Here is a 22,908-nt window from a genome sequence, read left to right as displayed (position 1 = left end):
CCTCGCTTTCTTGCGTTTTAGGATTTTGCTTTTGGGCGATTCGTGATTCCCTGACGGCGTCGTCGACATTGGGGAATGCGATGAGCAAGCCGAGGGATGATCGCCAGAAAGACCTGTTGCTTCCGGCGCTTGATCAGATCATCGACATGGGTCATCCGCTGGTGCGGTTGGCAGCGCTGATCGACTGGAACATCCTGAATGAGCGCTTCAGTTCAGTGTGCCAAGCAGGGTCGGGCCAGCCGGGCTTGCCGACGCGGCTAGTCGCCGGCCTGTTCATTTTGAAGCACATGCACAACCTGTCAGATGAGGTGCTGTGCGCTCGCTGGATCGAGAACCCCTATTACCAATACTTCTGCGGCGAATTGAGCTTCTGCCACCGTCTGCCGTTCGATCGATCGTCGATGACACGCTGGCGGCAGCGGCTCGGCGAGGAACAGCTCGTCGCCCTGATCCAGGAAAGTCTTTCAGTGGCGCACAAGACCGGCGCCATCGGTCCCAAGGACCTGGAACGGGTGGTCGTCGATACCACAGTGCAGCCCAAGGCGGTTGCACATCCGACCGACGCGCGGCTGCTGCATCGAGCAATCACCAAGCTGGTAGGGCTCGCCAAGCGCAACCGTGTGCCGCTACGCCAGAGCTATCTGCGCCTGGCCAAGCGCGCCGCCATCATGACCGGCCGCTATACCCACGCCCACCAGTTCAAACGCGCCCGGCGGCAGCTCAAGTTCCTGCGGACACGGCTTGGCCGGATCATCCGCGACATCCGCCGCAAGATTGATGGCGATACGGTGCTGGAAGCTCGCTTCGGCCCGTTGCTCGGTTTAGCGCAGCAGGTGCGCAGCCAGGATCAGCATCAGCGCGGTCCGAAGGTCTATGCGTTACATGCTCCGGAGGTTGAGTGCATCGGCAAAGGTAAGGCCCGCGCGCCCTACGAGTTCGGCTGCAAGGTCAGCATCGCCACCCCTGTGACGTCTCCGAAGGGCGGCCAGTTCGTGCTCCATGCCAAGGCCCTGCATGGCAATCCCTTCGATGGGCACACGCTCGGTCCCGTAATCGCCGACATGGAGAAGCTCACCGGGGTGGAGACTCGCCGTATCCACGTCGACAAAGGATATCGCGGTCACAACCACCCGCATCGGTTCAGGGTCTGGATCTCGGGTCAGGTCCGCCGCGTCACAGCTTCCATCCGTCGCGAGATGAAGCGTCGCGCGGCTGTCGAGCCTGTCATCGGCCACGTCAAGGCCGAGCACCGCATGGACAGAAATTATCTCAAGGGACGCCTCGGCGACCGCATCAACGCTGTTCTCGCCGCCGCCGGCTATAACTTCGGTCTGCTGCTGCGATGGCTCGCAGAGCTCTTGCGTGTCATCATCCGAGCCTTCTTCGAGACCGTCCCGGCTCGAAACACCGCTTGAGCCGGGCGCCGCCGCCAGTTCTTCACGAACGACCCGGTACAAGGCGATGAACTGCTTCGCGCCATTGAGAAGGCGCTCGCACATCAGCAAACATGGCGCGATCAGCAGAGCGCCTTGGACAGCATTCGCGCTCGCCTCGCGACGCTGACGCCGCGCGAGCGGCAGGTTTTCGAACTGGTCATTCGCGGCAAACTCAACAAGCAGATCGGCCACACGCTGGGAGCGACCGAGCGCACCATCAAGGCCCATCGCCACATGGTGATGGAGAAGATGCAGGCTCAAAGCTTGCCCGAGTTGGTTTCGATGGCCGAGCGGATCGGCATTTTGAACGACCACAACCGAGACCGACCAGCGAGCTAATTGGTCAAGATCGCGCGCCCAGCGTCATCGCCAGATCAGAGATACGATTGACGCCACACCAAGAGCGGCGATTGCCCAGATCAAAGCATTGATCCGCAAGAACTGACCGCGTGTCATGATGCACCTCATGGAGGCCTAATGGCGAAGCAGTTCAGCCGAAGAGCGGCAAGGCGACGATAACGGGCGTCCCGCCACCCACCATGGGACCACGGGAGGTTCGCGCCGTCGTCATCACTGTCTCAATCTTCCTTTGGCTGCACGTCGTCGGGGTACACGTCTGGCGGTTGGACGGTCACTGGCGGGGATAGCTCGCCAGCTTCGTCTTTAAGTTTGGAGGCGGCTTCAATAAGCCCGACAGCAACAGCCGGATCGGAGGTGGCCTTTGCCATTTTGAGCAGCGCCGCTGCCGCTTCGCGCGCGTGGTAGTGGTTCTTGGACAAGGTACGCCAGCCCCAAAGTTTGGCGCACTAACGCTGCAGCCTGAGTTTCCGTTCCGCAGCGAAAGTATAAAAGTGAACCGAAGAAAGCGGATTCGTCAGACACCAAGGTCACAGGACGGCCCGAACAACCCCGCCAGCGCCCAAGAGGGCAATCCGGTCGATCGCATGCGCGGACTCGCAGGGGACGCCCTGGTGGGCGTCTGTCCCGTCGCACATGTGAAGACGCGCACGGCCCGCAGACGTACCAGAGCGCGTCCCAAACGCGTTAGATCGCGTCCCTGAGAGGGATCAGTGCCTGAAGATCGGGAGGTTGCAACCACAGCCAGAAGCCCTGCGATCTTTCCTGTGTAAAGCCCGTGCGCGCTGTTTGTCTGGAACGTATATCGCTGGCGGCCTCGCCGTCGAGAAACGTCGCTTGAGAAATACGATAACCAATTGAAACAACACGGTCTTTCTGATTGATCCGAATTATCGATCGACATTGTTGCAAAAGTCGAAAATCGAACAACCGTAAAAATCGCGAAAGCTAATCTCAAGGCCTCTCCGCTGCTGCAGCGGTTGTCAGTGCCATTATGGAGATCGGGGATCGATTTTGGATCAGTTGATATGGTCCCTCACGTCGGCGCCCGCAAAACGAATTAGTGGTTCTAAGAATTTTTGTTCGACGCACCAAAAAGAGTTTTGCAACAATATCCTCCGGAAGCGGACTCCAATCTGCGCATTGAGTACATGCCCTGCCTACTTGACCCATCCCGGTCGGGGGTCTTCGGCTTCAGGCTTTGCTTCACCGGTTGTTCACTGGCACCTTTGCTACCCGTCGCGAATGTTACAGTGTCTTCGTCGCAACAACTCTTTTGTTTCATTCGGAGGAGCATACTTTGGACTCGCGCTCCGATTTGCTCGGTGCAAGCTTTGCGATGGACCGGGCGGGCCGATTGAGCAAGCAATCAATACTGAGGAGCCCGGCAATCCCGCAGGGCGCGAATGCTCTGCGGGAATTCCGGTAGTCGGAGAGGCAAACAATGACGTTCAGGTCGTTGCTCATTCTCGTCGCCATCTGCTTTTCGACAACAGCGCTCGCTCAGAGCGCGTCCCCAAAGGTAGGCAACAGGCCGGCGGTTCAGGCAAAGCCGAAAGAGCAGACCGGCTGCAAACTCGTTGGAACGGTCCGAGGCACAAAGCTATGGGCCGGTGATTGTGTAGGAGTTGAGCTGCTCAAGGGCACGACGGAAACGACCCCGCCCGATCAGAAGGAATGAAAGCGGCCCCGGCGGGGGCTGGCTTCGCGCGGGGCCGCTCACTCCCCTGCACGCAAATCTATCGTAACTGTAAAAGTTCGCACCAGGCACGCCATCCTGGCATGGGCGCAAGTGCATGAAATTATGGAAGCAGCGCTAACGCGATGAAGACAACGATGCTTTCACGAACGGCCCTCTTGCGCGAAGTCCGCTTTTCCAGCGTGCAGCTCGTTACTTTAAGTTTCCGGCAGTCGATACCAGCGCGTGTCACGAAACGGTCGCATGGAACTCTTAAGCGAAATTAAGACTTTGCCCGAGTTTTGGTTAGCGAGTGTGGTTTCCACGCTACGGCCGCTCCGCCTTGTCTCATCTACCAATACAGTTGGAGTCGCAGGCATTCCTGCCTAGCCCCTTCGGGGACAACGGAAGCGGATTTGAGGAAAGCAATGAAGAAGATTTTGGTAAGGGCTATTGGCGCAATGGCGCTGGCGGCTAGAAAAACCCTGGCATGCCGCCGACAAAGAACACTTTCTCGAATTTGACGTTGATGTCGAACGCCGCGCCGCCACCATCTGCGTAGATGCGGCACTATACGGACCGCCGTTGTACACCACGTTCTCAACGCGCTTATCGCCTCAATATCTAGCCGCCTTACCGGAGCGAGCCAAGGCAGTCGGCGATTACTGACCCGGCCGGAGCTACAGGCGGTTGGCGGGAGAGACCTTTGTCGGGGTTCGTGCGATTGTTGACGACGACGCGCGTCGGCCGCAAGCCACCACGCCCAACCGTTGATGTCCAGTTGTGCAATCGTCGATTTACGGAACTTCGCGGCGCGAGATGCGCATTTCCAAATTGGCGCGCGGGATCATCTGATCTGCAATCGTGAGGGCCGGACCATGCGCAGCAAGAGTTTCAAAGGTCTCGGGCTGATATTGACGACCAGCCGCGTCAGTTATGTACACGTCCCAACCCGCGTCGTGAAGCGCGAGCGCGCGCTCGACTGCTGAACGAGAATTAATTCTCAACGTCTGTTGGACGTTTCCGTCTTTTGACGAGTGGATCGTGAAGGTCAAGGCTACCTCCTCGCTTCCCTGCGGATGGAGCCCAACACATCGAGCAAACGACAACAAGAAAATTGCATCTCGCAACGCGGCAGCTGACTGAGCAAGCGCAAAGCACACTATTCTTGCTCGGCATACAGTCGTTCGGATGAAGAGCGATCCGCCGGGCGCTCCGTAAGTCTCCAGCGCTGTCTCGAGCGCGGGACCTTCCACGCCCACCCTCGCCGCCCGTGCACTTAGCAACCCAGCGCGGTAATAGCGTATCTTACGTCGGGCGGGCGCTTTTTGTGCTAGGGTATGCGCGTGACGCGCAGCGCCGGACGCCGCCAACAGGAGGGGGAGGTTCACCCCGCACACCATTGCCGCGAAAGAAAATCCCAACTGATCTGCGGTCGCTCGCACGGGGCCACACCGCGCTATGTGTCAAGGTGTTGGCTGGGATCGTCAGCCAAGAGACCGTGCCACCGGCGGCGCGCGTGGCGGCGGCAGGCATCCTGCTGGATCGCGGCTGGGGTCGACCGATCCAGCCGCACACTGACGAGGATGGCGGGCCGATCCGGGTCATCATCCGCCAGATCATCGATTCCGGCAGCGAAGCCGAGCCGCTGCTGATCGAACATGAAGCTCTGAAAAAATAGGCCCTTCGATCAGCCTGCACCTTGTTGCAATCGAGGTGATTAGCACAGGGCATTCCGCCCTGAGCACGGGCGGAATAGTCGGCTTGTGCTACCCCTGACCATTGGACATCGTTTGCTCCGTTGCTTCCAGAAGGCTATTTGGCGACCACTCATGCGTTATTTCAGCAGGCCAGTGGGTAGCCCCTAACCACGCTGCCCCTCTGTGAATCTCCGGCCGCCCATGGCGCGGCAGGTGCGCCTCCTCGTGTGTCGGCTATTTGCAAAACACCAATACGTTCGATATGGTGTTTTGCAAATGCAGGCAGGACATGGTCAGACACGACGGCAAGTATGTCAGTTACCTCAGAGTTTCGACCGGTAAGCAGGCTCGATCTGGCCTAGGCCTCGAAGCGCAGCGCACGGCGGTCACCACATGGCTCAACGGCGGCCGCTGGAAGCTGGTCGATGAAGTCGTCGAGATCGAATCCGGCAAGAGCGACAAGAACCGGCCGGCATTGCAGCGGGCACTGGATGCTTGCCGTCGCTACAAGGCTAAACTGATCATTTCGCGGCTTGATCGTCTGTCGCGTGATCCGGTGTTCCTGCTGAGCCTACGCGATGCCGGGATCGATTTCGTCGCGCTCGACATGCCGGAAGCCAACCGCATGATGGTCGGTATCATGGCAATGGTCGCCGAACAGGAGCGCGAGGCCCTCAGCCAACGCACAAAAGACGCGCTGGCCGCCAAGAAGGCGCAAGGCGTCAAACTCGGCAATCCGCGCCCGGAAACGCTGACCTTCAACGATCCCGCCGCCGCCGCCGCCGCCGCCGCCAAGTCCGGTGCTGCGGTCCGTGAACAAGCGGACCAGTTCGCCAAACTGATTCGTCCGATGTTGCAAGGCGAACTCGCCGGGCTAAGCGCCAACGCCAGCGCACATGAACTTAATCGTCGCGGCGTTCGCACCGCTCGTGGCGGCAAGTGGACGGCGCGCGCGGTCATCAACGTGCGCAGTCGCCTCGCAGATTGAGGCCCACCTCCCGTGAACGGATCGGAATCGTTCAGCGGGGGGTGGGGAGATACCGGGGTATAGGTCCGGATTTGATCAGGCTGGGACTCCGGTACCGGTCATTGAAGCTTGTTTTCGCCCACAGTTGATTGCCCGACGGTGGCCGCCGGTCGGTAGGAAATGAATGCGAAAATCGATGCTCCGCTCGGGTTGTTACCGGGGGGCAATATGCCCCCCGATCAATGAACCAAAGGTTCAGAACGGCGGATCGTCCTCAAACTCCATCTGACGCTCGAGGCCGCGCTTCGCGAGGCAGATGCCACGCTGAACAATATCGAACGGGACATCCCCAAACTGCGATTCAACGATGTCGGAGATGACATTGTCCAGCGTCGCCCCCGTTCGAGCGCGCTCTTTCAGCAGTGCATCACGGATGTCCCGTGCCGTCATTGGCCGACGCGATCGGGCCAGTTGGTCATGTTCCAATTGCAAATCGGTCGCCGCGCTGCACAGGCGCCGGATAGTCAGCACCAACACCGCTTCGCATTGCGAGGGCTCCATGTGATGCTCAAGCTTGAACTTCAACCAATCATCCGCCGCAAACCAAGGGGGGCTCGCGGTGACGCACATGTTATACAGTCGCCGAGCGAGATCGGTAGTGTCCATGGTTTTGTCTCCTAGGTGTTGCCCGGCAGCCGGCCGGGTGCGGTTTCAATCCCGATCGCGCCGTCGCATCAGCGCCGACCGGGTGTGATCGAGCGGAGGCAGGCGCTCCCAGCCATCCGCCTCAAACCTCGCAACGTCGGCATGCCGGACGTAGCGGCACACTGCGGAGGAACCCGGTCGAGCGGCTGTCACGCTAGATGTCACGCGAAGCCTGTTGCGATGGGCGCGCTGCCTACACCTCTCGGAACAGAACCGCGAACTGGATCGCTGTGGCTCGTAAGCATTCCGGCAGTGTTCACACAGCCGGAATCGTAATTCCGGCGTTGACCCCTTCGGGTGAAAGATCGGTCCCCCGGCATGATCGACTGAGAATCGATACCAAGCGCAATTCTCCTTGCCGGTGTGCTTGGAGCCCTCAATCCATTTGACCCGGCCGATTGCCACTATGTCCGTGGCATAGGGCAAAAAGGGTGCTGCCTGTTTGGTGTGCGCCCAATCCGCATCCAGAAGCAGCCAAGTCGGCCGGATGCTCTGGAAGTGCGCGATCAGCCTGTGCATCAGGTTGCGAGACCAAGGCGGGTTCGTGATGATCACGTCGGCTGCGCCGTAATGGTCGAGCGCAAGCGCATCCTGACCGCTGCGGATGTCGCCGCTGTAGACGCAAGCCAGCCCGAAAGATTCCAGATGCCGGACAAGGTCGCCATTGCCCGCACAGGGCTCGGCAAAGCTCTTGACGCTACTAAGGTACGGGATCAGCGGCACCACCGCATCGAGTGGCGTCGGGTAGAAATCAGCCTCGCGGCGCTCGAAGTTGGATCGCTTGCCCATTAGCCAGCCCCTAGGGTCAGCGATAAGGCGGCGGCTACCGTCGCCTTCCGATCCGCATGCCATGCTGCCCAGCAGCGCGAATGCAGCCAGGCGTGACCGGTCGGTTCGGTGCCATACGGCAGCAGCTCGTCGTAGGTGTCCTCGCTGGCACCGCATTCGAGACAGCGGCCACGCGGAGAGCAGACCGGATGGCGGTTCAGCCATTCGACAACGCAGCATTCAAAGGCGCGAGCCTCGGCGGGCGCCCGCGGCAGTCCGCCATCGAACTCGGCAATGCCCGCCCGTTCATTAAAGTAAACTTGCCAGTCCTCAGCCGACCATCCGTCACCGGGCCGGAGCAGTGCCACGACCTCGGCCTTATGCCGGGAAAGTGCATCGAGAACGGCGGTCGGCGGTGCCGAGGTTCCCCTCAACGCGAGATCGTCGCCATCGAGTGCGAGTTCTATACCGGCGGCCCGGGCCGCCTTGAGAGCCTCGACCGCGCTCATAGCCGCGTACTCCACCCCGCGACAGTTTCTTCAGCCGATGGAGCGGAAGGCGGAAAAGGCGGTAAAGGCGGTGATCTAGCGGGCACCACACGCCAGGCGGCGCGCCCGTCCGCTTCGGTCCGTTGAAACTTAAATCCCCCAACGATCCGGTCGGCATTCTTCTTCAACAGCCAGCCCAGCTTCGAACGGTTGATCTCGCCGCGCTCCTCCACCGGGAATTCGCGCATTGCATCGAGCAGATTGGGGTAACTCTTCGCCGCCTCAACCGCCTTGCGCACGGTCGTGGCACTTTCACCGAATACGGCATGCCATTCTTGCATCAGGCCGCTGAGGGCATCACCATCCGGATCGTGACGGATCTGTTCGAATAGCGCCGTCGCCGGATCGGGGTATCCGAGCCACATCAACGGATACCTACAATAGTCCGACCACGCGCCGCTGTAAGTGACAATGCTATCAGCCGGAGCACGAGGCGAACCCGCCCTGCGCCACGCCTGAATGATCGTCAGCACGGCGGCTACGTAAGCGCCGCGCCGCTGGCGCACCTTATCGACTGGAGCGCCTTTGTAGGTCATCGTCGCTGGTGTCGGGCAGCGAGGGTCGAGATGGATCGTCAGTACGCGTCGCAGCAGATCGCGGACCGGACGACGTTATTTCCGGATCCGAGAAACAGGGCGCGCGTGCTGACCGTCGCCGTCTTGCTCACCCCGAGGATTCGATCCGTAATCGTCTCCGCCGTGAGCATCCTCTTGATGATGCCGTGCGGAATCCAGTCGGTGTCCATGTCGTCGAACTCGACGCAGGCCGGGCTCGTTAACAACAAGGACAGAATGACCTTGGTCGCTTCCTCCGAGGTCTTGGGATAGCTCACCTTGGCGTTGCCGCCCGGCCCGGAGAAGGCACCGATCAGTTCGCAAAGGTAGGTCTTACCGCTTCCAAATATCGGCGCTCGGACGTGAAATGCAGGCGCATGTGGCAACGTCGGGCGCACCACGGCGGTGAAGATGGCTGCCAGAGCAGCAGCCTTATCGTGGGCGGCCAGGAAGTGGAATTCGGTGAGCAACTCTTCCAGCAGGGTCAGTGCCGCGCGAGCCGCATCAGGTGTCGCGTCAGGGATTACGAAATGCCGCGCATCGAACACGCCGAACCGCTGTGCGGTTTTGTCATAACCAGGCTGCTTGACGAGTTCGCCGTCCGATTCACGGAAATACGGTTGCCGCGCCACGCCCGCCAGGGGCGGCAAGTAGCGATAGTTCTGTGCATCGAACAGGATGCCCATGTGTCGTGCCGGCGGATCGCAGCGCACCCAGTCCTTCGCTCTGCCGTCATATTTCTCCCATGTCGCCGCGACTGACAACTCGCGCGTCAGCGCCGGTGCGCTGGTCGGCACAATCGACGGATCACCGCTGGTAGGATTAGTCGCGACCGAGACAATCAAGCTTCCTGCCTGGTAGTGCCGCTCGCGGTTCGCCAGTTCCTGTTCGGCGGCGTCCACGACGCGGTGCAGGTCACCGGCCACGACACGAATGACCGGCTTATGCCGGGCTTCGGCGACGGGCACACCGATGAAGTCGAGCAGCGCCAGAATATGGAAATTGTCACGGTGCGAATGCTGGCAGCAAAAACCGCCAATGGGAAAGGACTCGTCTGGCTCAAAATAGCCCGCCGCCGTGTCCAATTCATCGGTGTGCTCATGGACCCACGGACACGTCATGTCGTGCTTGCCGGACCCCAAGGGGGTCTTGTAAAGCCCCCGCGCCTTGAGCGCCGTAATGACCGGGTTCTCCTCCGCCTTCGGAGTCAAGACGTCGTCCGCGTCGTGGCCAGAGCGGAGCGGAACCCTGGTGAATGGCGCAGAAGCCTTTGCAGGCTTCTTCTTCGGCCGTCCGGTGGGGACGAGTTCCAATTCTAGCCGATCCACAATCTCCTGTGGCGAGTAGCGCTTGCCAGGCCGCCATTCGATCAGGCGGCACCGGAACGGAACGCCGGCCTCGTCCGCGTATTTCGGTTTGCCGTTGATGGCCACCGGCAACCGTGCCCAGCGGCTCAACGGCCCCCTAGCCCCTGCGTCGCACAGACCCGCGTCGATCACCGAATTGAGCAAACGCACGGCAACCGCGCCATCGGTGATCGCGGAGTTGAGGATAATACCGCCCTGATAATTTTCAGGGCTGGTCTCGATCAGCCAGGACAATTCAAAATCACCCAGCCGATCCAGCGGCACCTTGGTGCCCAGGTCATCGAGCAGCAGGAAATGGCAGGCGGCAAACTGCGCTTTGCGGGCCTTGAACGACCCGTCTTCACCAGCATAGAAACTTGAGCAGCCGAGGTAGTTGTTGTGCTCTGGCACAACGATCGAGGGCACCCCATCGACCCTGCGCGCCACCCATCCGCCCAGATTCGGGTTGCCAGGCTTCGAGCATACGGCTGCAAAGGCACCGTGGGGTAGTTCCGCGATAACCGCCGCAATGAACTCAGCGTTGGTAATCCGAAAAGCACCGCCTTCGCCGCCTTTACCGGCTTCCCCTTGCCCGAAAGGCAAAACTGTCGGCGCGTTCTTCGCAGCAGTGATAGTCTCGGTTGCCCTCTTCCCCAATCCTTCCGATGCGTCACGCGCCTTCTCCGCCGCAACATTCGCATTGGAGGCCTTGAGCTCGGCGACACCGATCGATTCGTCGTTGGCTGTATTCACTTGGATGACGAGCTGCGAAGGAACGCCCGGGGCGAGAGGATCGTTTCCATTGCAGCGTCGGCAGGCCGAATGCGGAAGCCCGTGCAGGCACTCGTCCACGGTTACCGCCATGGCAGGTCACCCTGCGTGGCACTTTCGCGCTCACGACGCCATTCGGCCGCGGATTCCAGCGTGATCAGCGTGCGCGCGCCGACTTTCATCTCGCGCGGGCCTTCACCCTTCTTTTTCAGCTTGTAGAAGAATCCCGCACTGATGCCGTGGGCGGCGCAAAACTCGGCGATGCTGAGCGCCAAGCGCGGCATTGGAGGTCGCGGCCGGTCGGCAGCGAACTGGGTGCGGGATTTCGGCATGCTCAGCACCTCGATTAGGGCTGGCACCGCTTGGCGAATGCGAAGATCGGAACTATAGTAGGGCTCTCGATGCCCCTATTCATGTGTTCCCGGCCGGCGCCTCGCCAAAGGTGCCGGCCTCTCTATTTTGCGGAAGACTTATCGGACAGCGCCGCGCGGCGCTTAACCCAAGCATGCACGCGGGTTTTCAGGAACGGCGCTTGGCGTTCCCCGGTTTTGATCGGCCACGGAAAACCGTACCGCAGTTGCTTGCGGCGCAAATCCGATCGATCACGAACGATGCCGCGCGCTTCCAGATCAGCGTAGCTGTAGAGCCCGGCCGCGATCTCCTCGTCGGTCGGCGCATCGTCTTTCACTTCGTTTTGGGGCTTAGTCAGGAACATCGCGTCACCTCAGGCAATTTGGTGACCCAGAAACCTAAACAGAAAATCTCGCCTGTAAATACCAGAAAACTGCGAAAATAGGGCCTCGGCGAAGCTAAGTGGCTCATTTGCATCGCCGGGTCTAGCTCAGCTCCGAGCTCGGCTTGGACCGATATAGCCCTCGTTTGCCGCGCCCCTGCAAATCCGCTTGTCGGCGGACTTCAAGGACCCGTGGCATTGGTTACGAACGTTTCGAAGTTTATGTCGACCTCAACTCCGAGTGCATCATGCAACCATGTTGTCAGCGGCTGGCGCAGGTTCCGACAACAACCCGACGCGCGCGATGTCGTCGATGGAATGCTCGGTGATGTACCTCGAGTAATGCTTTTCGATCATCGCTACGCTGGTGTTGTGCAGCGACGCCACCAGCCTGATCGGCACATTTCGCAGCAGCATGCGGACGATGCTCGAGTGGCGCAGGCAGTACATCGTCACCTCGGCGGGATCGAGCCCAATGGCGGTAACGGCCTTGTCCACTTGGCGATGATAGTTCTCGCGCGGATTGTTGTTCCAGGGACTGCCGTTGCTTTGCAACAGCAGCTGAGCATCGGCTGCACGACCTCTAGCCGCCAGCTTGAGCCGTACAGCCAACTGGACCGTAATCGGCACGCTGTAGCGCTCGGCCTTTTTCGCACTGCGATTTCTGCCGCCGCCCTTGGCAGACTTCGGCATCATCAATTTCGGCCGCACCGGATGATCCTGCAGATCCTCGACGCGAAGCCGGACCGCCTGACTGGGGCGCGCGCCAGTGTTCGCCAGTGTGTCGGTCAGCAGTCCGAATTGATGATCGAGTCCGTAAGCGGCGGCGACGAATTCGTGCACCTTGTTGTCCGGCAGGATCACGTTTCTCGCCTCCTGCGCGTTAGGCAGATTGGCAAGACCAATTTCCCATGCCTCACGGTTCTTGACGCGCTGGTCATGCTGCGCCGCCAGTTCCAGCGCAGCGCAAACGCAGCGGCAGAGCCGATTGATCGTGGCCGGCGCCATCGTGCCAAGCAGGCCGTCGCGCCACTTCTTCAGTTCGATCGCCGCGAGCAGCGCCACCGGCTTCGACAACAGCGCCGGCGTGAGATGCAGGCGCGGATGCTCTGCGTTGTAAGGATTGGCTGCGCGGGCCTCAAGATCGCGCTTGTAGTCCTTGAGCGCACCGTCAACAGTGATCGGTGCGTTGCTGGCGCTACCGTCATCGCTGCGCGCCAGCTTCTTCGCCGCATCCTGCGCCTCGTGGAACGTCAACACGTTCCTGGCGTCGGCATCCTCGAAATCGTCGGCCAACGCAAAGCTCTTGGTCCAGTAAGCGCCATGGCCGTCGCTGACCTTAAGCACCCATGTGCCGTTGGTCTTGTTGCGCCTGTACATCAGCGCGATTCCGCGCGCGAGCGACGGGCCACTGTAAGGCCTGCGGCGAATCTTTAATCGCAGCCGCGCGCTGCGGCTTTCCAGCGCACTGAAGCTGACTTTGCGTGCCATGTAATTCGTGTCCCCGTTCTCGCGAAGTGTCGCGATCGTGTCTGTAGAGGCCCATGAAGGCGTATGACACGTTATGGGGATATTGCGCGCGGGATCAATGGGATGCGAACTGCACGTCGCTCTACAGAACTCCATGCGCCTATTTATTTTCCCTGCGCAGTGGTTGGACGGCTTATGCCGTGCTCTCCCGGGAGCCGAGTTCCTTCTGGCCTCCCTCACGCTTGCAAAAGTCACCAGCACCGCACCGGTTGACGCGACTGCCGCATTCGCAAAGCACTTGACCGTAGCAACGACGGCCAGGACCACACGGTTTTGCCGTACGCACGGCCCGCCATGTCGCCGCAGTTTTTCCAGCCCTGTCGACGGAGCCGGAAACTTACAGACGAGACGAACCTGACAGCGCCGCTCATCCAGCACGAAGTTTTGGGCTCACGGAGAGCAATCCGCCCCGCCCTTAACCTCTCGCGCCCGACGCTGTCGCGTCCACCGCAAGCCCGGCTCGCGACAGTGACGACACAAGATCGCCCCTCTTGGTGAGCCGGGATGGACGACACATACGCCATTTCCGAATTTCGGTAAAGTGGAATATTCTTGCAAGCGCGGCTTGACACCGGCGCAGCTCGGAATGACCCGGTGTTTTGCCCTACGGCCGCGGCCGGCGGCGTGATTACGAATATCGTCCCGAACGCAACACGCTTCGGAACCCAGGTTGACGTCGCGCCGTTCTTGAGCACTATCTGCGACAATTCGAGCACGCCTCGGACATAAAGGCGCGGCAATCTCAGGGCTTGTCGATCCGCCCCGCCCTGCTTCCCCGGAGTTCCCATGCATTCTGCCGACCGGCCGGCAACGCGCCTCGCGACGCGGCTCGCCTTTCTCGTCGCGGGCTTCGGCATCGCGTGCTGGGCGCCGCTGGTGCCGTTCGCAAAGACGCGGCTCGGCGTCGATGACGGCGTTCTTGGATTGCTCCTGCTCAGCCTCGGCATCGGCTCGGTCGTCGCGATGCTTCTGACCGGAGTCATGAGCGCGCGCTACGGCAGCAAGCCGATCATCATTGCGGGCGGGCTCGGTCTGGCGCTGGTGCTGCCCCTGCTGGCGATCGCAAGCTCGCCGGCAACGCTGGCGCTGGCCCTGTTCGCCTTCGGCGCCGCGCTCGGCTCCATCGACGTCGCCATGAACATTCATGCGGTCGAGGTGGAGCGCGACGCGGGCCGCCCGCTGATGTCCGGCTTCCACGCGCTGTTCAGCATCGGCGGCTTCGCGGGATCCGCCTTGATGACTGCGCTGCTCTCGTTGCAACTCGGCGCGCTCGCCTGCACGCTGATCTGCTCCGTGCTGATGCTGGTCGCGATGCTGGCGGCCTGGCCGCGCCTGCTTCGTTCGGTGCAGGTGCAGGACGGACCGCTCTTCGTGCTGCCGCATGGCTCCGTGCTCCTGCTGGCGCTGCTCGCCGCCATCACTTTCCTCGTCGAGGGCGCGATGCTCGATTGGGGCGCGCTGCTCGTCATCGGCGCCGGCCTCGTCTCGGAGACGCAAGGCGGGATCGGCTACATCGTGTTCTCGATCGCGATGACCGCGGGGCGGCTCGGCGGCGACGCCGTCGTCGCACGCATCGGGGATCGCGCGACATTGTTCTGGGGCAGCATCATTTCGATCGCGGGCTTCGTAGTCCTGCTCAGGGCGCCCGTAGCGGCGGTCGCCATCGGCGGCTTCCTGCTGATCGGCCTCGGTGCATCGAACCTCGTGCCGGTGCTGTTCCGCCGGGCGGCCAGGCAGACCGTGATGCCCACGGGGCTCGCCGTCGCCGCCATCACGACCGCAGGCTACGCGGGCATCCTCATCGGTCCCGCCGGTGTCGGCTTCGTCGCACGGCTTGGCGGATTGCCGACAGCGTTCTGGCTGCTGGCCGCGCTGATGTGTCTCGTCGCGCTGTCGGCGCGCATGGTCACGGCGGAGGGCCGGCAGACGTCGCGCGTGGAGGCCTGAGCGGCCTCACAAATTGCTCAGCCCGATCGACTTGATCACGGGCGCCAGGCTTGCCGTTGTCACGTCGATGATGCGCTGGAATTTGTCGGGACTCGAATCGATGTCGGGCTCGATGCCCTGGGCACGGTAGTTTGCCTGCATCGCCGGATCGGCCATCGCGACCAGCGTCGCCTGTGCGATCCGGTCGATGATCGCATCGTCGGTGTGCCTGGGTGCGAAGATGCCGAACCAGCCCTCATAGCGGAGATCCGGCATGCCGGATTCGACCGCGGTCGGAATCTCCGGCGCGCCGCTCAACCGCTTTTCGCTGCTGACCGCCAGCAGCCTGACCTTCCCGGCCTCGCCCAGTTGCTTCAACTGGTCGGACATGACGCCGATGACGAGCGATATCTGGCCACCGGCGAGGTCGTTGGTCGCCTGCGAAATGCCCCGATACGGCACGTGGACGATGTCCAGCGCGCCGGCCTGCTGCTTGAAGGATTCGCCGACCAGATGGTTGCCAGTGCCGATGCCTGGTGTCCCGTAGGACAGTTTTCCCGGATTATCCCTAGCGTAGGCAATCAGCTCACGCAGATCCGCGGCAGGCACCGACGGATGGACCGCGAAAACCAGCGCGGTGCTGATCAAGCGATAGATGGCGCGAAAATCGTCGACCGAATAGCCGGGATTTTTCGAGGTCAGGGGAATGATGACCTGCGTGCTGCCATTGCCGAGCAGCAGCGAATAGCCGTCGGGCTCCTCGCGCGCGACCGTCGCAGCCCCGATCGCGCCGCCCGCACCGCCGATATATTCCACGAAGGTCGGCCCAAGCAGCGATGACATCTTGTCCACCCAGGGACGCCCGATCTGGTCCCCCGCTCCGCCGGCTCCATACGGAAGCACGAGGCGAATGGGACGAGACGGATAATCAGCGGTTTGTCCGCTGCGCGGGATCGCCGCCAGCGCCGCTGCGCCCGATAGCGCATGGACGAATCGTCGCCGCGAGAAGGAAGCCATGTTCGAATTCCGGAAGTCGGTGGTCACTGTCGAGGCGGGACCGGCTCCCGAACCATCCAGTCTCAGCAATCTGCTACCGCCGTCAATTCGCCATCCGGGTGAGAGCACCGGTGTCATCGCCCTGTCATGTCACCATAACCCTTTACTTCTTAAGGGTTATTTCGGCGGACCGACCGATCGAAGCCATGCGCGCAGGGCTACCAGCTCTGCCCACTGCTTTCGGCCAGTTTACTGTACGCCTCGTTCTGATAGACCAAAAAGTAATACATTTTGACTCCCGTTGCGGGGGCAATGGCGCGTGCCAGATCGTACCGAAGACTCGGCCATTTCTTTTGGGCCATTTCGACTATTTCCGAAGTCGCGGCTCTTGGAGAAGGAGGGCTCGCCGCTTCACGTCGGCGGCCGCGCGCTCGATATTCTGATCTTCCTCGCCGAGCGCCCCGGCGAAGTCATCGACAAGAGAGAGCTGGTCAAGCGCATCTGGGCCGACGTCAATGTCGACGAGGGCAGCCTGCGCTTCCACGTCGCGGCACTGCGCAAGGCGCTGGGCGATACCGGCAAGTCGGCCCGTTATGTCGTCAATGTGCCCGGCCGCGGCTACTGCTTTGTCGCCTCGCTCGCTCACGCGGCCCCGCCGGCCGCTCAGCCCGCCGTGAATATCGCACCTCCCCGTTCCCTTCCCTCGCCGCTCTCGAAAATGGTCGGACGGGAGGAGATCGTCGAGAAGATATCGAACGGGCTTTCGTTGCATCGCTTCATGACGGTGGTCGGCCCCGGCGGCATCGGCAAGACCGCCGTCGCCGTCACCGTCGGGCATCGCAGATCGGCGGATTTCGGCGGGCGCGTATTCTTCGTCGACTTCGGTCCACTGAGGGATGCCAGCCACATCGCGACCACCATCGCCTCCGCACTGGGACTGACCATCAGCGCGGAGGATCCGACGCCGGCCCTGCTGACATTCCTGAAGACCGGCCCAGCCCTGCTGATCTTCGACAGCTGCGAGCATGTGCTGGATGCGTTGGCGCCGCTCGTCGAGCGCATCGTTCGCGACGCACCGCAGCTTCGCGTTCTCGCAACCAGCCGCGAGTCGTTCCGGAGCGACGGCGAAAGGATTTTCCGCCTGTTCCCGCTGGATTGCCCGCCGGAGCGCGAGGACCTGGGTGTCGCCGAGGTCCTCGCTTACCCCGCGGCCCAGCTCTTCGTCGAGCGCATTGCGCAGAGCTCGGGTCCGTTCCAGCTCAGTGCGGAAGAAGCGCCGCTCGTCGCGAGCATTTGCCGGCGCCTCGATGGCATTGCGCTCGCAATCGAGCTCGCGGCCGGCCGTGTCAATGCGTACGGCATTGCCGGCACGGCGTCGCTGCTCGACAGCCGCTTCTCGTTGCAGTGGCGGGGTCGGCGCACCGCCGTGCCACGACACCAGACGCTCGCCGCGGCGCTCGACTGGAGCTACGATCTGCTACCTCCCGCCGAGAGTGCCACGCTGCGACGCCTGTCGGTCTTTGCCGGGGCCTTCGCGCCGGAGGCGGCTGCCGCTGTGGCCGCCGGCGACGGCCTCGGCGCGTCCGAAACGCTGGAGGCGATCGACAGCCTCGTCACCAAATCGCTGATCTCGCCATCCGGCTCGCGAACGCTGCGCTATCGCCTGCTCGACACCACACGCACCTATGCGCATGGAAAGCTGAACGAGCTCGGCGAGACCAGTCAGTTCGCGCGCCGTCATGGAGAGCATTTTCGCGACTTCTTCGAGCGCGCGGAGGCCGATACATCGACGCCGCTGCCGGAATGGCTGAGCATCTATGGCGCGGAGCTGGACAATGTGCGCGCCGCATTGAACTGGGCCTTCGGGCCCGACGGCGACGCCGCACTCGGGATCGCGCTGACGGCGGCTGCCGTCACGCTGTGGGTCCGCCTGTCCCTGTTCGCCGAATGCCGCGAGCGCGCCAAGACGGCGCTCACCGCGCTCGGCGACAGCGGCGGCGATGATCGCATTCGCATGCAACTCCTGTCGGCGCTCGGCTGGTCGCTGATGTATGGCGAGGGCCGCGCCCGCGAGGCGCGTCCGATCCTCGAGACGACCCTGGAGCTGGCTGACAGGCTCGACGACAAAGACTTCCGGCTGCGCGCGCTCTGGGGCTTGTGCATCGACCAGTTCAACAACGGACAGTTCGGCAAGGCCCGTGCGCTCGCCGACCGGTTTGCGAATGCAGCGGCGAACTCGTCGGACAGGACCGATCTCATGCTGGGCGACCGGCTAATGGCGGTGGCGCTGCACTATCTCGGCGATCAGAACGACGCACGGCTCCGCATCGAGCGCGTGAACGCGTCGCTGCACGTGCTGGCGGAGAAGCCGAAGATCTTCCCGCTCGACCTCAGGATATCGACGCAATATTTCCGGGCCCGCATCCTGTGGCTTCAGGGCCTCGCCGATCAGGCCCAGGCGCTCGCCGCCCGAAACATCGAGGAAGGTCGCGCCAACGGCCACGCGCTGACTTTCTGCAGCGTGCTGGGGCAAGCCGCCTGCCCGATCGCCTTCTGGTCCGGCGATTTCGAGGCCGCGGAGCGCCACGGCGCCGAGCTGCTCGAACACACCGAGCGCCACGCCATCCGGCTGTGGGGCCTGTGGGCACGGGCCTTCAACGCGGCGGTCGTCGTAAGGCGTGGCGACGTCGCGACCGGCCTGCCGCTGCTGCGCGAAGAGCTCAATCGCGCCGGCGATGCGCGTTTCCTGCCGCGCTTTCTTCCGCTGCTCGGCGAACTCGCCGCATGTTCCGGCGAGGCCCACCAGGTCGACCGTGGCCTCGACGTGATCGAGGACGTCCTGACCCGCTGCAACGACCGGCAGGAGCTGTGGTATCTGCCGGAACTGATCCGCATCAAGGGCGAGTTGTTGCTCAAGAGCCCGCGGCATGCGGGGGACGCCGAGGCGCGCTTTCGCGAGGCCATGGACATTGCCAACCAGCAGGGCGCGCGATTCTGGGAGCTGCGCGGCGCGATCAGCCTTGCGCGGTTCATGATCGGAGCCGGCCAGAGTGCAGAGGCCCTGGCAATTCTCGAACGTGCATGCGGGGCGTTCAGCGAGGGCGCCGGCATCGCCGATATCCGCAGCGCACGCGATTTGATCGCGCAACTCCGGATTTGACGAGGCCGGCCGAAGGCCTTCGGTCTTCGTACCACACCGCTCGCTTCATCCTGCCCGCGGAATGAATCCGGGCACGCCGGTCTCGACCACTGTGTTGAAGCGGACATTCGTCGTGATGTGGTCCCGCATCTCCCGCATGGCGTCTTCAGGCAGCGTCGAAATATCGAAGTTTTCCTCGATCCGCCGAGGATTGGTTGAGGTCATCAGGAAAGCCGTGCCGCGCTGGACGGCCCAGGCCAGGGCGACTTGAGCCGGCGTCTTGTGCAGGCGCTCCGCGATGGCGGTGATCACGGGGTCAGCGAGGAGGTTCGGCTTCATGGCGTGTCCCAGCGCGGCAAACGCCTGCAGCACAATTCCATGCTCCCGACAGAAGTCGAGCAGGTCCCATTCGGGCAGGTACGGATGCGATTCGACCTGCACCATGGCAGGCCTGATCCGCGCGACCTCGACGATCTCGCGCAGCTTCTCCAAGGTGATGTCCGACAGCCCGATCGACTTGCAGTGCCCCTCGTCGACGAGGCGCTCTAGCGCCCCCCATGTCTCCGCCAACGTCACGCCTGAATCATAGATCACATGGCCACTCGCGTCCCTCGGGTCCTGCTCGTCACCGGGTTGAAAGGCGAAGGGGGTATGGATGATGTAGCAATCGATCTCGTCGAGTTGCAGCCGCCGGCGACTGGCGTCGAAGGCGGGCCTGACCCGCTCCGGCCGATGATTGGTGTTCCACAGCTTCGTCGTAACGAACAGGTCCTGGCGCTGAAGCGCGCCCGCCCTGAACGCATCCTGTAGCGCATCGCCGACGGCCGCTTCGTTGCGATAGCGCTCGGCACAATCGAGATGTCGAAATCCGGCCTCCAATGCAGCCCTGGTGGCCTGCCTCGTCACGAGCGGATCCGGAATGAGCGTGCCAAATCCGACTGCGGGAATCGTCACGGCCTCATGCGTGGGAATTCTCGTGTAACGAAGTGAATCCGAGGTCGTCATGGTGATACTCCTTGTTGACTGCTGGCCGCGCGATGCGGAGGAAGCGATCGAGATTGCCGACACATTTCACGACTCTCCGGCGTTAGCCGGCGGGACGCGGCTTACGAAGAAAGAACACCAGCGGGATCACGACGAGCATGGCGAACATCAGGATCTCAAACTGATCGATGACCGCAACCGTGGCCGCCTGGCGCGTGACCATGCCGTTGAGGGCGGCGAGACCTGACTTCCCGATCGGGCCCGTGACATTCGCCGCGACACGATAAGGCATGAGATGCTTGGCGAGCGCGATATGCACGGCCTGGGTGTTGGCATAGAAGAAGAGCTGGACCACCGCGATGCCGATGGTGCTGCCATAAAGGCGCGACAGGTTGATCAGCGCACTGCCTTCAGGGCGAAGCTTCGGATCGAGCGTTCCGAAAGCGGCCCTCACCAGCGCCGGCAACAACATGCCGAGACCTGCGCCCTGGAGGAAACCTGCTTCGACGACCGGCCGCCAATCCATCGCCGGCGAATAGCCGAGCATCAGCCAGTTGGCATAGACCACCAGCGCCATGCCCCCCATGAGGAACGGCCGGTAGTCGACCTGTCCCGGAACCAGGCTCGTCAGCACCAGCGCTCCCACCAGCGCCACGCCGCGTGGAATGCTCATGTAGCCGGTGGTGTCGACAGGGTAGTTGAGCAACTCCTCCAGCATCGGGGACGTCAACGCCAATGTCGGCAGCAGGACGAAGCCGAGCGCAAAGGAGATCACCGTCGAGAGGACGAGATTGCGATCCCTGAACAGCGCCGTGCGGAGAAAATGTTCCTTCTTCGTCAGAACGTGCACGATGAAGAGATAGAACCCCAGGACCGAGGCGATCGCTTCGACCCAGATCTCCGTCGAGGCGAACCATTCGAGGCGCTCGCCGCGATCCAGCAGCATCTGCAGCCCGATCATGCCGGCGGAGAAGGTCGTCAGGCCGAAGACGTCGAAGGGCTGGCTCCGCTCTGCCCGCTTCTCGCCCAGGAACAGGGCCATCGTCAGGGCGATGAAGGCCGTCATGGGCAGGCTGACATAGAAGATCGACGGCCAGCCGTAATATTCGCTGAGCCAGCCACCAAGAGCGGGACCGGTGCTGATGCCGAGCAGCGAGCAGACCGTCAATGCCAGGCCCATGCGCGCTTGCCGCGCCGCCGGCGTCGCCTCGAGCAGAATCGCCAATGAGAGCGGCGCAAGTGGTCCGCTCGCCGCGCCCTGGAGAATCCGCGCCAGCACGAACTGGATCGACGTCGTCGCCAGCGTGTCGAGGACAAGACCAAGCGTGAAGACGGCAAGGGCTGCCTGATAGACCGCCTTGCGGCCGTAGCGTCCCGCGAGCCATTGCGCGATCGACATGGTCACGGCGCTTGCAGCGATATACGAGGAGAACACCCAGCCGACCTCGTCATTGGCCATCGAGAGCGTGGCCTGGATGTGCGGCAGCGCGGCGTTCGGTATTGAAATGTTGACGGCCTGCATATAGGTCGCCATCAGGGCGGCCGCCGAGATTGCATGATGACCGCCGGTCGCGGTCGATGGGAGGGGCGTACTCATTTGACCTCCGTCGCAAGCGCAGGCTGGAGCAGATGCAACCAGTTGCGACGATGGCCGGTGTCGACCCGCGCCGTCACGCTGATGCCGGAGAACAGTGGCCGGGTCGGATCGGGATCGTCGAGCTCGAGGCGCACCGGCAGCCGCTGCACGACCTTGACCCAGTTCCCGGTCGCATTCTCCGGTGGCAGGATCGAGAAGTCCGACCCGGTTCCGGGGCTCATGCTGACGATACGCGCCTTGAATTTTCGATCCGGATAGGCGTCGACGTCGATCGTCGCCTCCTGGCCCGGCCGCATGTGGGTCAGGCCCGTCTCACGAAAATTCGCCTCGATCCAGACGTCCCGGCTCGACATCAGTGAGAACGTGGGCGCGCCTGCGTTGACGAAACCGCCGATTTGCAGATCGTCGACCTTGGTCACGATACCGTCGTCGGGCGCCTTCACCGTGGCGTAGGAGAGATCGAGCCGCGCGCGATCGAGCTGCGCCCTGGCCGCGCGGACTGTCGGATGGCGGTCGACATCGATGTCGGGGTCACCGTTGAGCGCGACGACCGTATTGGCGATCTGCTGTTCGATCGATGCCATCCGATGGCGCGCGACCTTGAGATCGGTCTCGGCCCGCTCGTAGACCGCACGCGGCGTGAAGTCGGAGGCGACCAGCATCCTTTTGCGGTCGAACTCGCGCTCGTCGAAAGAGGCCGAGTCCTTCGCCGATTGCAGCTCCGCCTGCTGCTGGCGGTAGGTCGCCTTGAGGGAGTCGATCTGGAGCCGCGCGCTGCCGAGCCGGGCCTCGGCCTGATCGACGGCGATCTGGTAGGGCTCCGGGTCAATTCGAAACAGGACCTGGCCCTGCCGGACACGCTCATTGTCGCGCACGGCGATCTCGACCGCCTGGCCCGGCACCCGCGCGTTGATGGTGACTTTCGCGGCGCGCACGAACGCATCGTCGGTCGAGACATATTGTTCCTGCGCCAGATACATGAAGGCGCCGAACACGGCAGCCGCGGCGGGCACCACGAGCATCAGGGGCCGGCGCAGCCGCCTGGCAAGATCCGCTCCGAACAACGGCGCCGCCGCCTCGCTCCCGCGGAAGCTGCGATCGCCCAGCCAGCCGGCGATTGGCGCAAAGTTCAAACCCATCGTCCTCGTCCTTATCTCATTTACTAACGTTCGT

General features: G+C 62.5%; 20 protein-coding genes. 6 read left to right on the top strand and 14 right to left on the bottom strand.

Annotated elements, in window-relative coordinates; translation table 11 throughout:
• The first annotated feature begins 80 nt into the window (after positions 1-80).
• Both AB7290_RS12050 and AB7290_RS12045 read left to right on the top strand, forming a co-directional pair.
• Complete coding sequence (locus AB7290_RS12050; RefSeq protein ID WP_063981290.1) at positions 81-1,415, top strand: IS5 family transposase; 1,335 nt, start codon at positions 81-83, stop codon at positions 1,413-1,415.
• A 114-nt stretch (positions 1,416-1,529) separates the two neighbouring features.
• Positions 1,530-1,775 carry a response regulator transcription factor gene (locus AB7290_RS12045; RefSeq protein ID WP_346283376.1) on the top strand — a complete coding sequence of 82 codons (246 nt, stop codon included), beginning with the start codon at positions 1,530-1,532 and terminating at the stop codon, positions 1,773-1,775.
• A gap of 239 nt (positions 1,776-2,014) precedes the next feature.
• Here AB7290_RS12045 and AB7290_RS12040 read toward each other — a convergent pair whose 3' ends face one another.
• Both AB7290_RS12040 and AB7290_RS12035 read right to left on the bottom strand, forming a co-directional pair.
• Positions 2,015-2,215, bottom strand: a complete 201-nt coding sequence (locus AB7290_RS12040) for a hypothetical protein (protein ID WP_283017265.1) — start codon at positions 2,213-2,215, stop codon at positions 2,015-2,017.
• 2,053 nt (positions 2,216-4,268) lie between these two features.
• Entirely contained in the window at positions 4,269-4,526 is a 258-nt protein-coding gene (locus tag AB7290_RS12035) for a hypothetical protein (RefSeq protein WP_135217021.1), read from the bottom strand.
• A gap of 419 nt (positions 4,527-4,945) precedes the next feature.
• On the opposite strand from AB7290_RS12035, the gene AB7290_RS12030 reads away from it, so the two are divergent.
• Both AB7290_RS12030 and AB7290_RS12025 read left to right on the top strand, forming a co-directional pair.
• Positions 4,946-5,152: a hypothetical protein gene (locus AB7290_RS12030; protein ID WP_187387981.1), complete on the top strand. Its 207-nt coding sequence runs from the start codon at positions 4,946-4,948 to the stop codon at positions 5,150-5,152.
• A gap of 257 nt (positions 5,153-5,409) precedes the next feature.
• A complete protein-coding gene (locus AB7290_RS12025) occupies positions 5,410-6,159 on the top strand; it encodes a recombinase family protein (RefSeq protein WP_245328587.1) in 750 nt (249 codons plus the stop codon).
• A gap of 234 nt (positions 6,160-6,393) precedes the next feature.
• Here AB7290_RS12025 and AB7290_RS12020 read toward each other — a convergent pair whose 3' ends face one another.
• The 8 genes from AB7290_RS12020 to AB7290_RS11985 form a co-directional block, all read right to left on the bottom strand.
• The gene (locus AB7290_RS12020; protein WP_187387980.1) at positions 6,394-6,804 is read right to left on the bottom strand and encodes a hypothetical protein; all 411 of its coding nucleotides are present in this window, start codon (positions 6,802-6,804) and stop codon (positions 6,394-6,396) included.
• 45 nt (positions 6,805-6,849) lie between these two features.
• Complete coding sequence (locus AB7290_RS12015) at positions 6,850-7,632, bottom strand: hypothetical protein (protein WP_245328585.1); 783 nt, start codon at positions 7,630-7,632, stop codon at positions 6,850-6,852.
• A complete protein-coding gene (locus AB7290_RS12010; protein ID WP_063981902.1) occupies positions 7,632-8,120 on the bottom strand; it encodes a hypothetical protein in 489 nt (162 codons plus the stop codon). The genes AB7290_RS12015 and AB7290_RS12010 overlap by 1 nt, the downstream gene beginning before the upstream one ends.
• Positions 8,117-8,695, bottom strand: coding sequence for a hypothetical protein (locus AB7290_RS12005; RefSeq protein WP_441253424.1), 579 nt, complete (start codon positions 8,693-8,695; stop codon positions 8,117-8,119). Before AB7290_RS12005 ends, AB7290_RS12010 begins: the two co-directional genes overlap by 4 nt.
• A gap of 38 nt (positions 8,696-8,733) precedes the next feature.
• On the bottom strand, positions 8,734-10,923 hold the full coding sequence (locus AB7290_RS12000) for a DNA-primase RepB domain-containing protein (RefSeq protein ID WP_441253423.1): 2,190 nt from the start codon (positions 10,921-10,923) through the stop codon (positions 8,734-8,736).
• On the bottom strand, positions 10,914-11,162 hold the full coding sequence (locus AB7290_RS11995) for a hypothetical protein (protein ID WP_245328584.1): 249 nt from the start codon (positions 11,160-11,162) through the stop codon (positions 10,914-10,916). Before AB7290_RS11995 ends, AB7290_RS12000 begins: the two co-directional genes overlap by 10 nt.
• 122 nt (positions 11,163-11,284) lie before the next feature.
• The gene (locus AB7290_RS11990) at positions 11,285-11,545 is read right to left on the bottom strand and encodes a hypothetical protein (protein WP_063981899.1); all 261 of its coding nucleotides are present in this window, start codon (positions 11,543-11,545) and stop codon (positions 11,285-11,287) included.
• A gap of 264 nt (positions 11,546-11,809) precedes the next feature.
• Positions 11,810-12,859, bottom strand: coding sequence for a site-specific integrase (locus AB7290_RS11985; protein WP_245328583.1), 1,050 nt, complete (start codon positions 12,857-12,859; stop codon positions 11,810-11,812).
• Positions 12,860-13,879: 1,020 nt separating this feature from the next.
• On the opposite strand from AB7290_RS11985, the gene AB7290_RS11980 reads away from it, so the two are divergent.
• The gene (locus AB7290_RS11980) at positions 13,880-15,040 is read left to right on the top strand and encodes an MFS transporter (protein ID WP_283017267.1); all 1,161 of its coding nucleotides are present in this window, start codon (positions 13,880-13,882) and stop codon (positions 15,038-15,040) included.
• 6 nt (positions 15,041-15,046) lie between these two features.
• On the opposite strand, the gene AB7290_RS11975 is transcribed toward AB7290_RS11980, so the two are convergent.
• Entirely contained in the window at positions 15,047-16,036 is a 990-nt protein-coding gene (locus AB7290_RS11975) for a Bug family tripartite tricarboxylate transporter substrate binding protein (protein ID WP_283017268.1), read from the bottom strand.
• Positions 16,037-16,334: 298 nt separating this feature from the next.
• On the opposite strand from AB7290_RS11975, the gene AB7290_RS11970 reads away from it, so the two are divergent.
• Entirely contained in the window at positions 16,335-19,175 is a 2,841-nt protein-coding gene (locus tag AB7290_RS11970; RefSeq protein WP_283017269.1) for an ATP-binding protein, read from the top strand.
• Positions 19,176-19,220: 45 nt separating this feature from the next.
• On the opposite strand, the gene AB7290_RS11965 is transcribed toward AB7290_RS11970, so the two are convergent.
• The 3 genes from AB7290_RS11965 to AB7290_RS11955 all read right to left on the bottom strand — a co-directional run bounded on the left by AB7290_RS11965 (position 19,221) and on the right by AB7290_RS11955 (position 22,874).
• The gene (locus AB7290_RS11965) at positions 19,221-20,159 is read right to left on the bottom strand and encodes an aldo/keto reductase (protein WP_283017270.1); all 939 of its coding nucleotides are present in this window, start codon (positions 20,157-20,159) and stop codon (positions 19,221-19,223) included.
• An 82-nt stretch (positions 20,160-20,241) separates the two neighbouring features.
• Positions 20,242-21,735 (bottom strand): MDR family MFS transporter, encoded by a 1,494-nt coding sequence (locus tag AB7290_RS11960; RefSeq protein ID WP_283017271.1) that lies wholly within the window; start codon positions 21,733-21,735, stop codon positions 20,242-20,244.
• On the bottom strand, positions 21,732-22,874 hold the full coding sequence (locus tag AB7290_RS11955) for an HlyD family secretion protein (RefSeq protein WP_283017272.1): 1,143 nt from the start codon (positions 22,872-22,874) through the stop codon (positions 21,732-21,734). Before AB7290_RS11955 ends, AB7290_RS11960 begins: the two co-directional genes overlap by 4 nt.
• Between the last annotated feature and the right edge of the window lie 34 nt (positions 22,875-22,908).

It is taken from the genome of Bradyrhizobium sp. 613_E4_N2_2 (assembly GCF_052075995.1).
Lineage (GTDB): Bacteria > Pseudomonadota > Alphaproteobacteria > Rhizobiales > Xanthobacteraceae > Bradyrhizobium > Bradyrhizobium barranii.
Note: the sequence above shows the minus strand (reverse complement) of the source record. Positions and strands in the feature narration are given on the sequence as shown.

What these genes read in the sequence shown, in the direction of transcription:
- AB7290_RS12050 (WP_063981290.1), top strand. Translation starts at nt 81, where the DNA reads ATGAGCAAGCCGAGGGATGATCGCCAGAAAGACCTGTTGCTTCCGGCG.
- AB7290_RS12020 (WP_187387980.1), bottom strand. Translation starts at nt 6,804, where the DNA reads ATGGACACTACCGATCTCGCTCGGCGACTGTATAACATGTGCGTCACC.
- AB7290_RS12015 (WP_245328585.1), bottom strand. Translation starts at nt 7,632, where the DNA reads ATGGGCAAGCGATCCAACTTCGAGCGCCGCGAGGCTGATTTCTACCCG.
- AB7290_RS12010 (WP_063981902.1), bottom strand. Translation starts at nt 8,120, where the DNA reads ATGAGCGCGGTCGAGGCTCTCAAGGCGGCCCGGGCCGCCGGTATAGAA.
- AB7290_RS12005 (WP_441253424.1), bottom strand. Translation starts at nt 8,695, where the DNA reads ATGACCTACAAAGGCGCTCCAGTCGATAAGGTGCGCCAGCGGCGCGGC.
- AB7290_RS12000 (WP_441253423.1), bottom strand. Translation starts at nt 10,923, where the DNA reads ATGGCGGTAACCGTGGACGAGTGCCTGCACGGGCTTCCGCATTCGGCC.
- AB7290_RS11995 (WP_245328584.1), bottom strand. Translation starts at nt 11,162, where the DNA reads ATGCCGAAATCCCGCACCCAGTTCGCTGCCGACCGGCCGCGACCTCCA.
- AB7290_RS11990 (WP_063981899.1), bottom strand. Translation starts at nt 11,545, where the DNA reads ATGTTCCTGACTAAGCCCCAAAACGAAGTGAAAGACGATGCGCCGACC.
- AB7290_RS11980 (WP_283017267.1), top strand. Translation starts at nt 13,880, where the DNA reads ATGCATTCTGCCGACCGGCCGGCAACGCGCCTCGCGACGCGGCTCGCC.
- AB7290_RS11975 (WP_283017268.1), bottom strand. Translation starts at nt 16,036, where the DNA reads ATGGCTTCCTTCTCGCGGCGACGATTCGTCCATGCGCTATCGGGCGCA.
- AB7290_RS11965 (WP_283017270.1), bottom strand. Translation starts at nt 20,159, where the DNA reads ATGACGACCTCGGATTCACTTCGTTACACGAGAATTCCCACGCATGAG.
- AB7290_RS11960 (WP_283017271.1), bottom strand. Translation starts at nt 21,735, where the DNA reads ATGAGTACGCCCCTCCCATCGACCGCGACCGGCGGTCATCATGCAATC.
- AB7290_RS11955 (WP_283017272.1), bottom strand. Translation starts at nt 22,874, where the DNA reads ATGGGTTTGAACTTTGCGCCAATCGCCGGCTGGCTGGGCGATCGCAGC.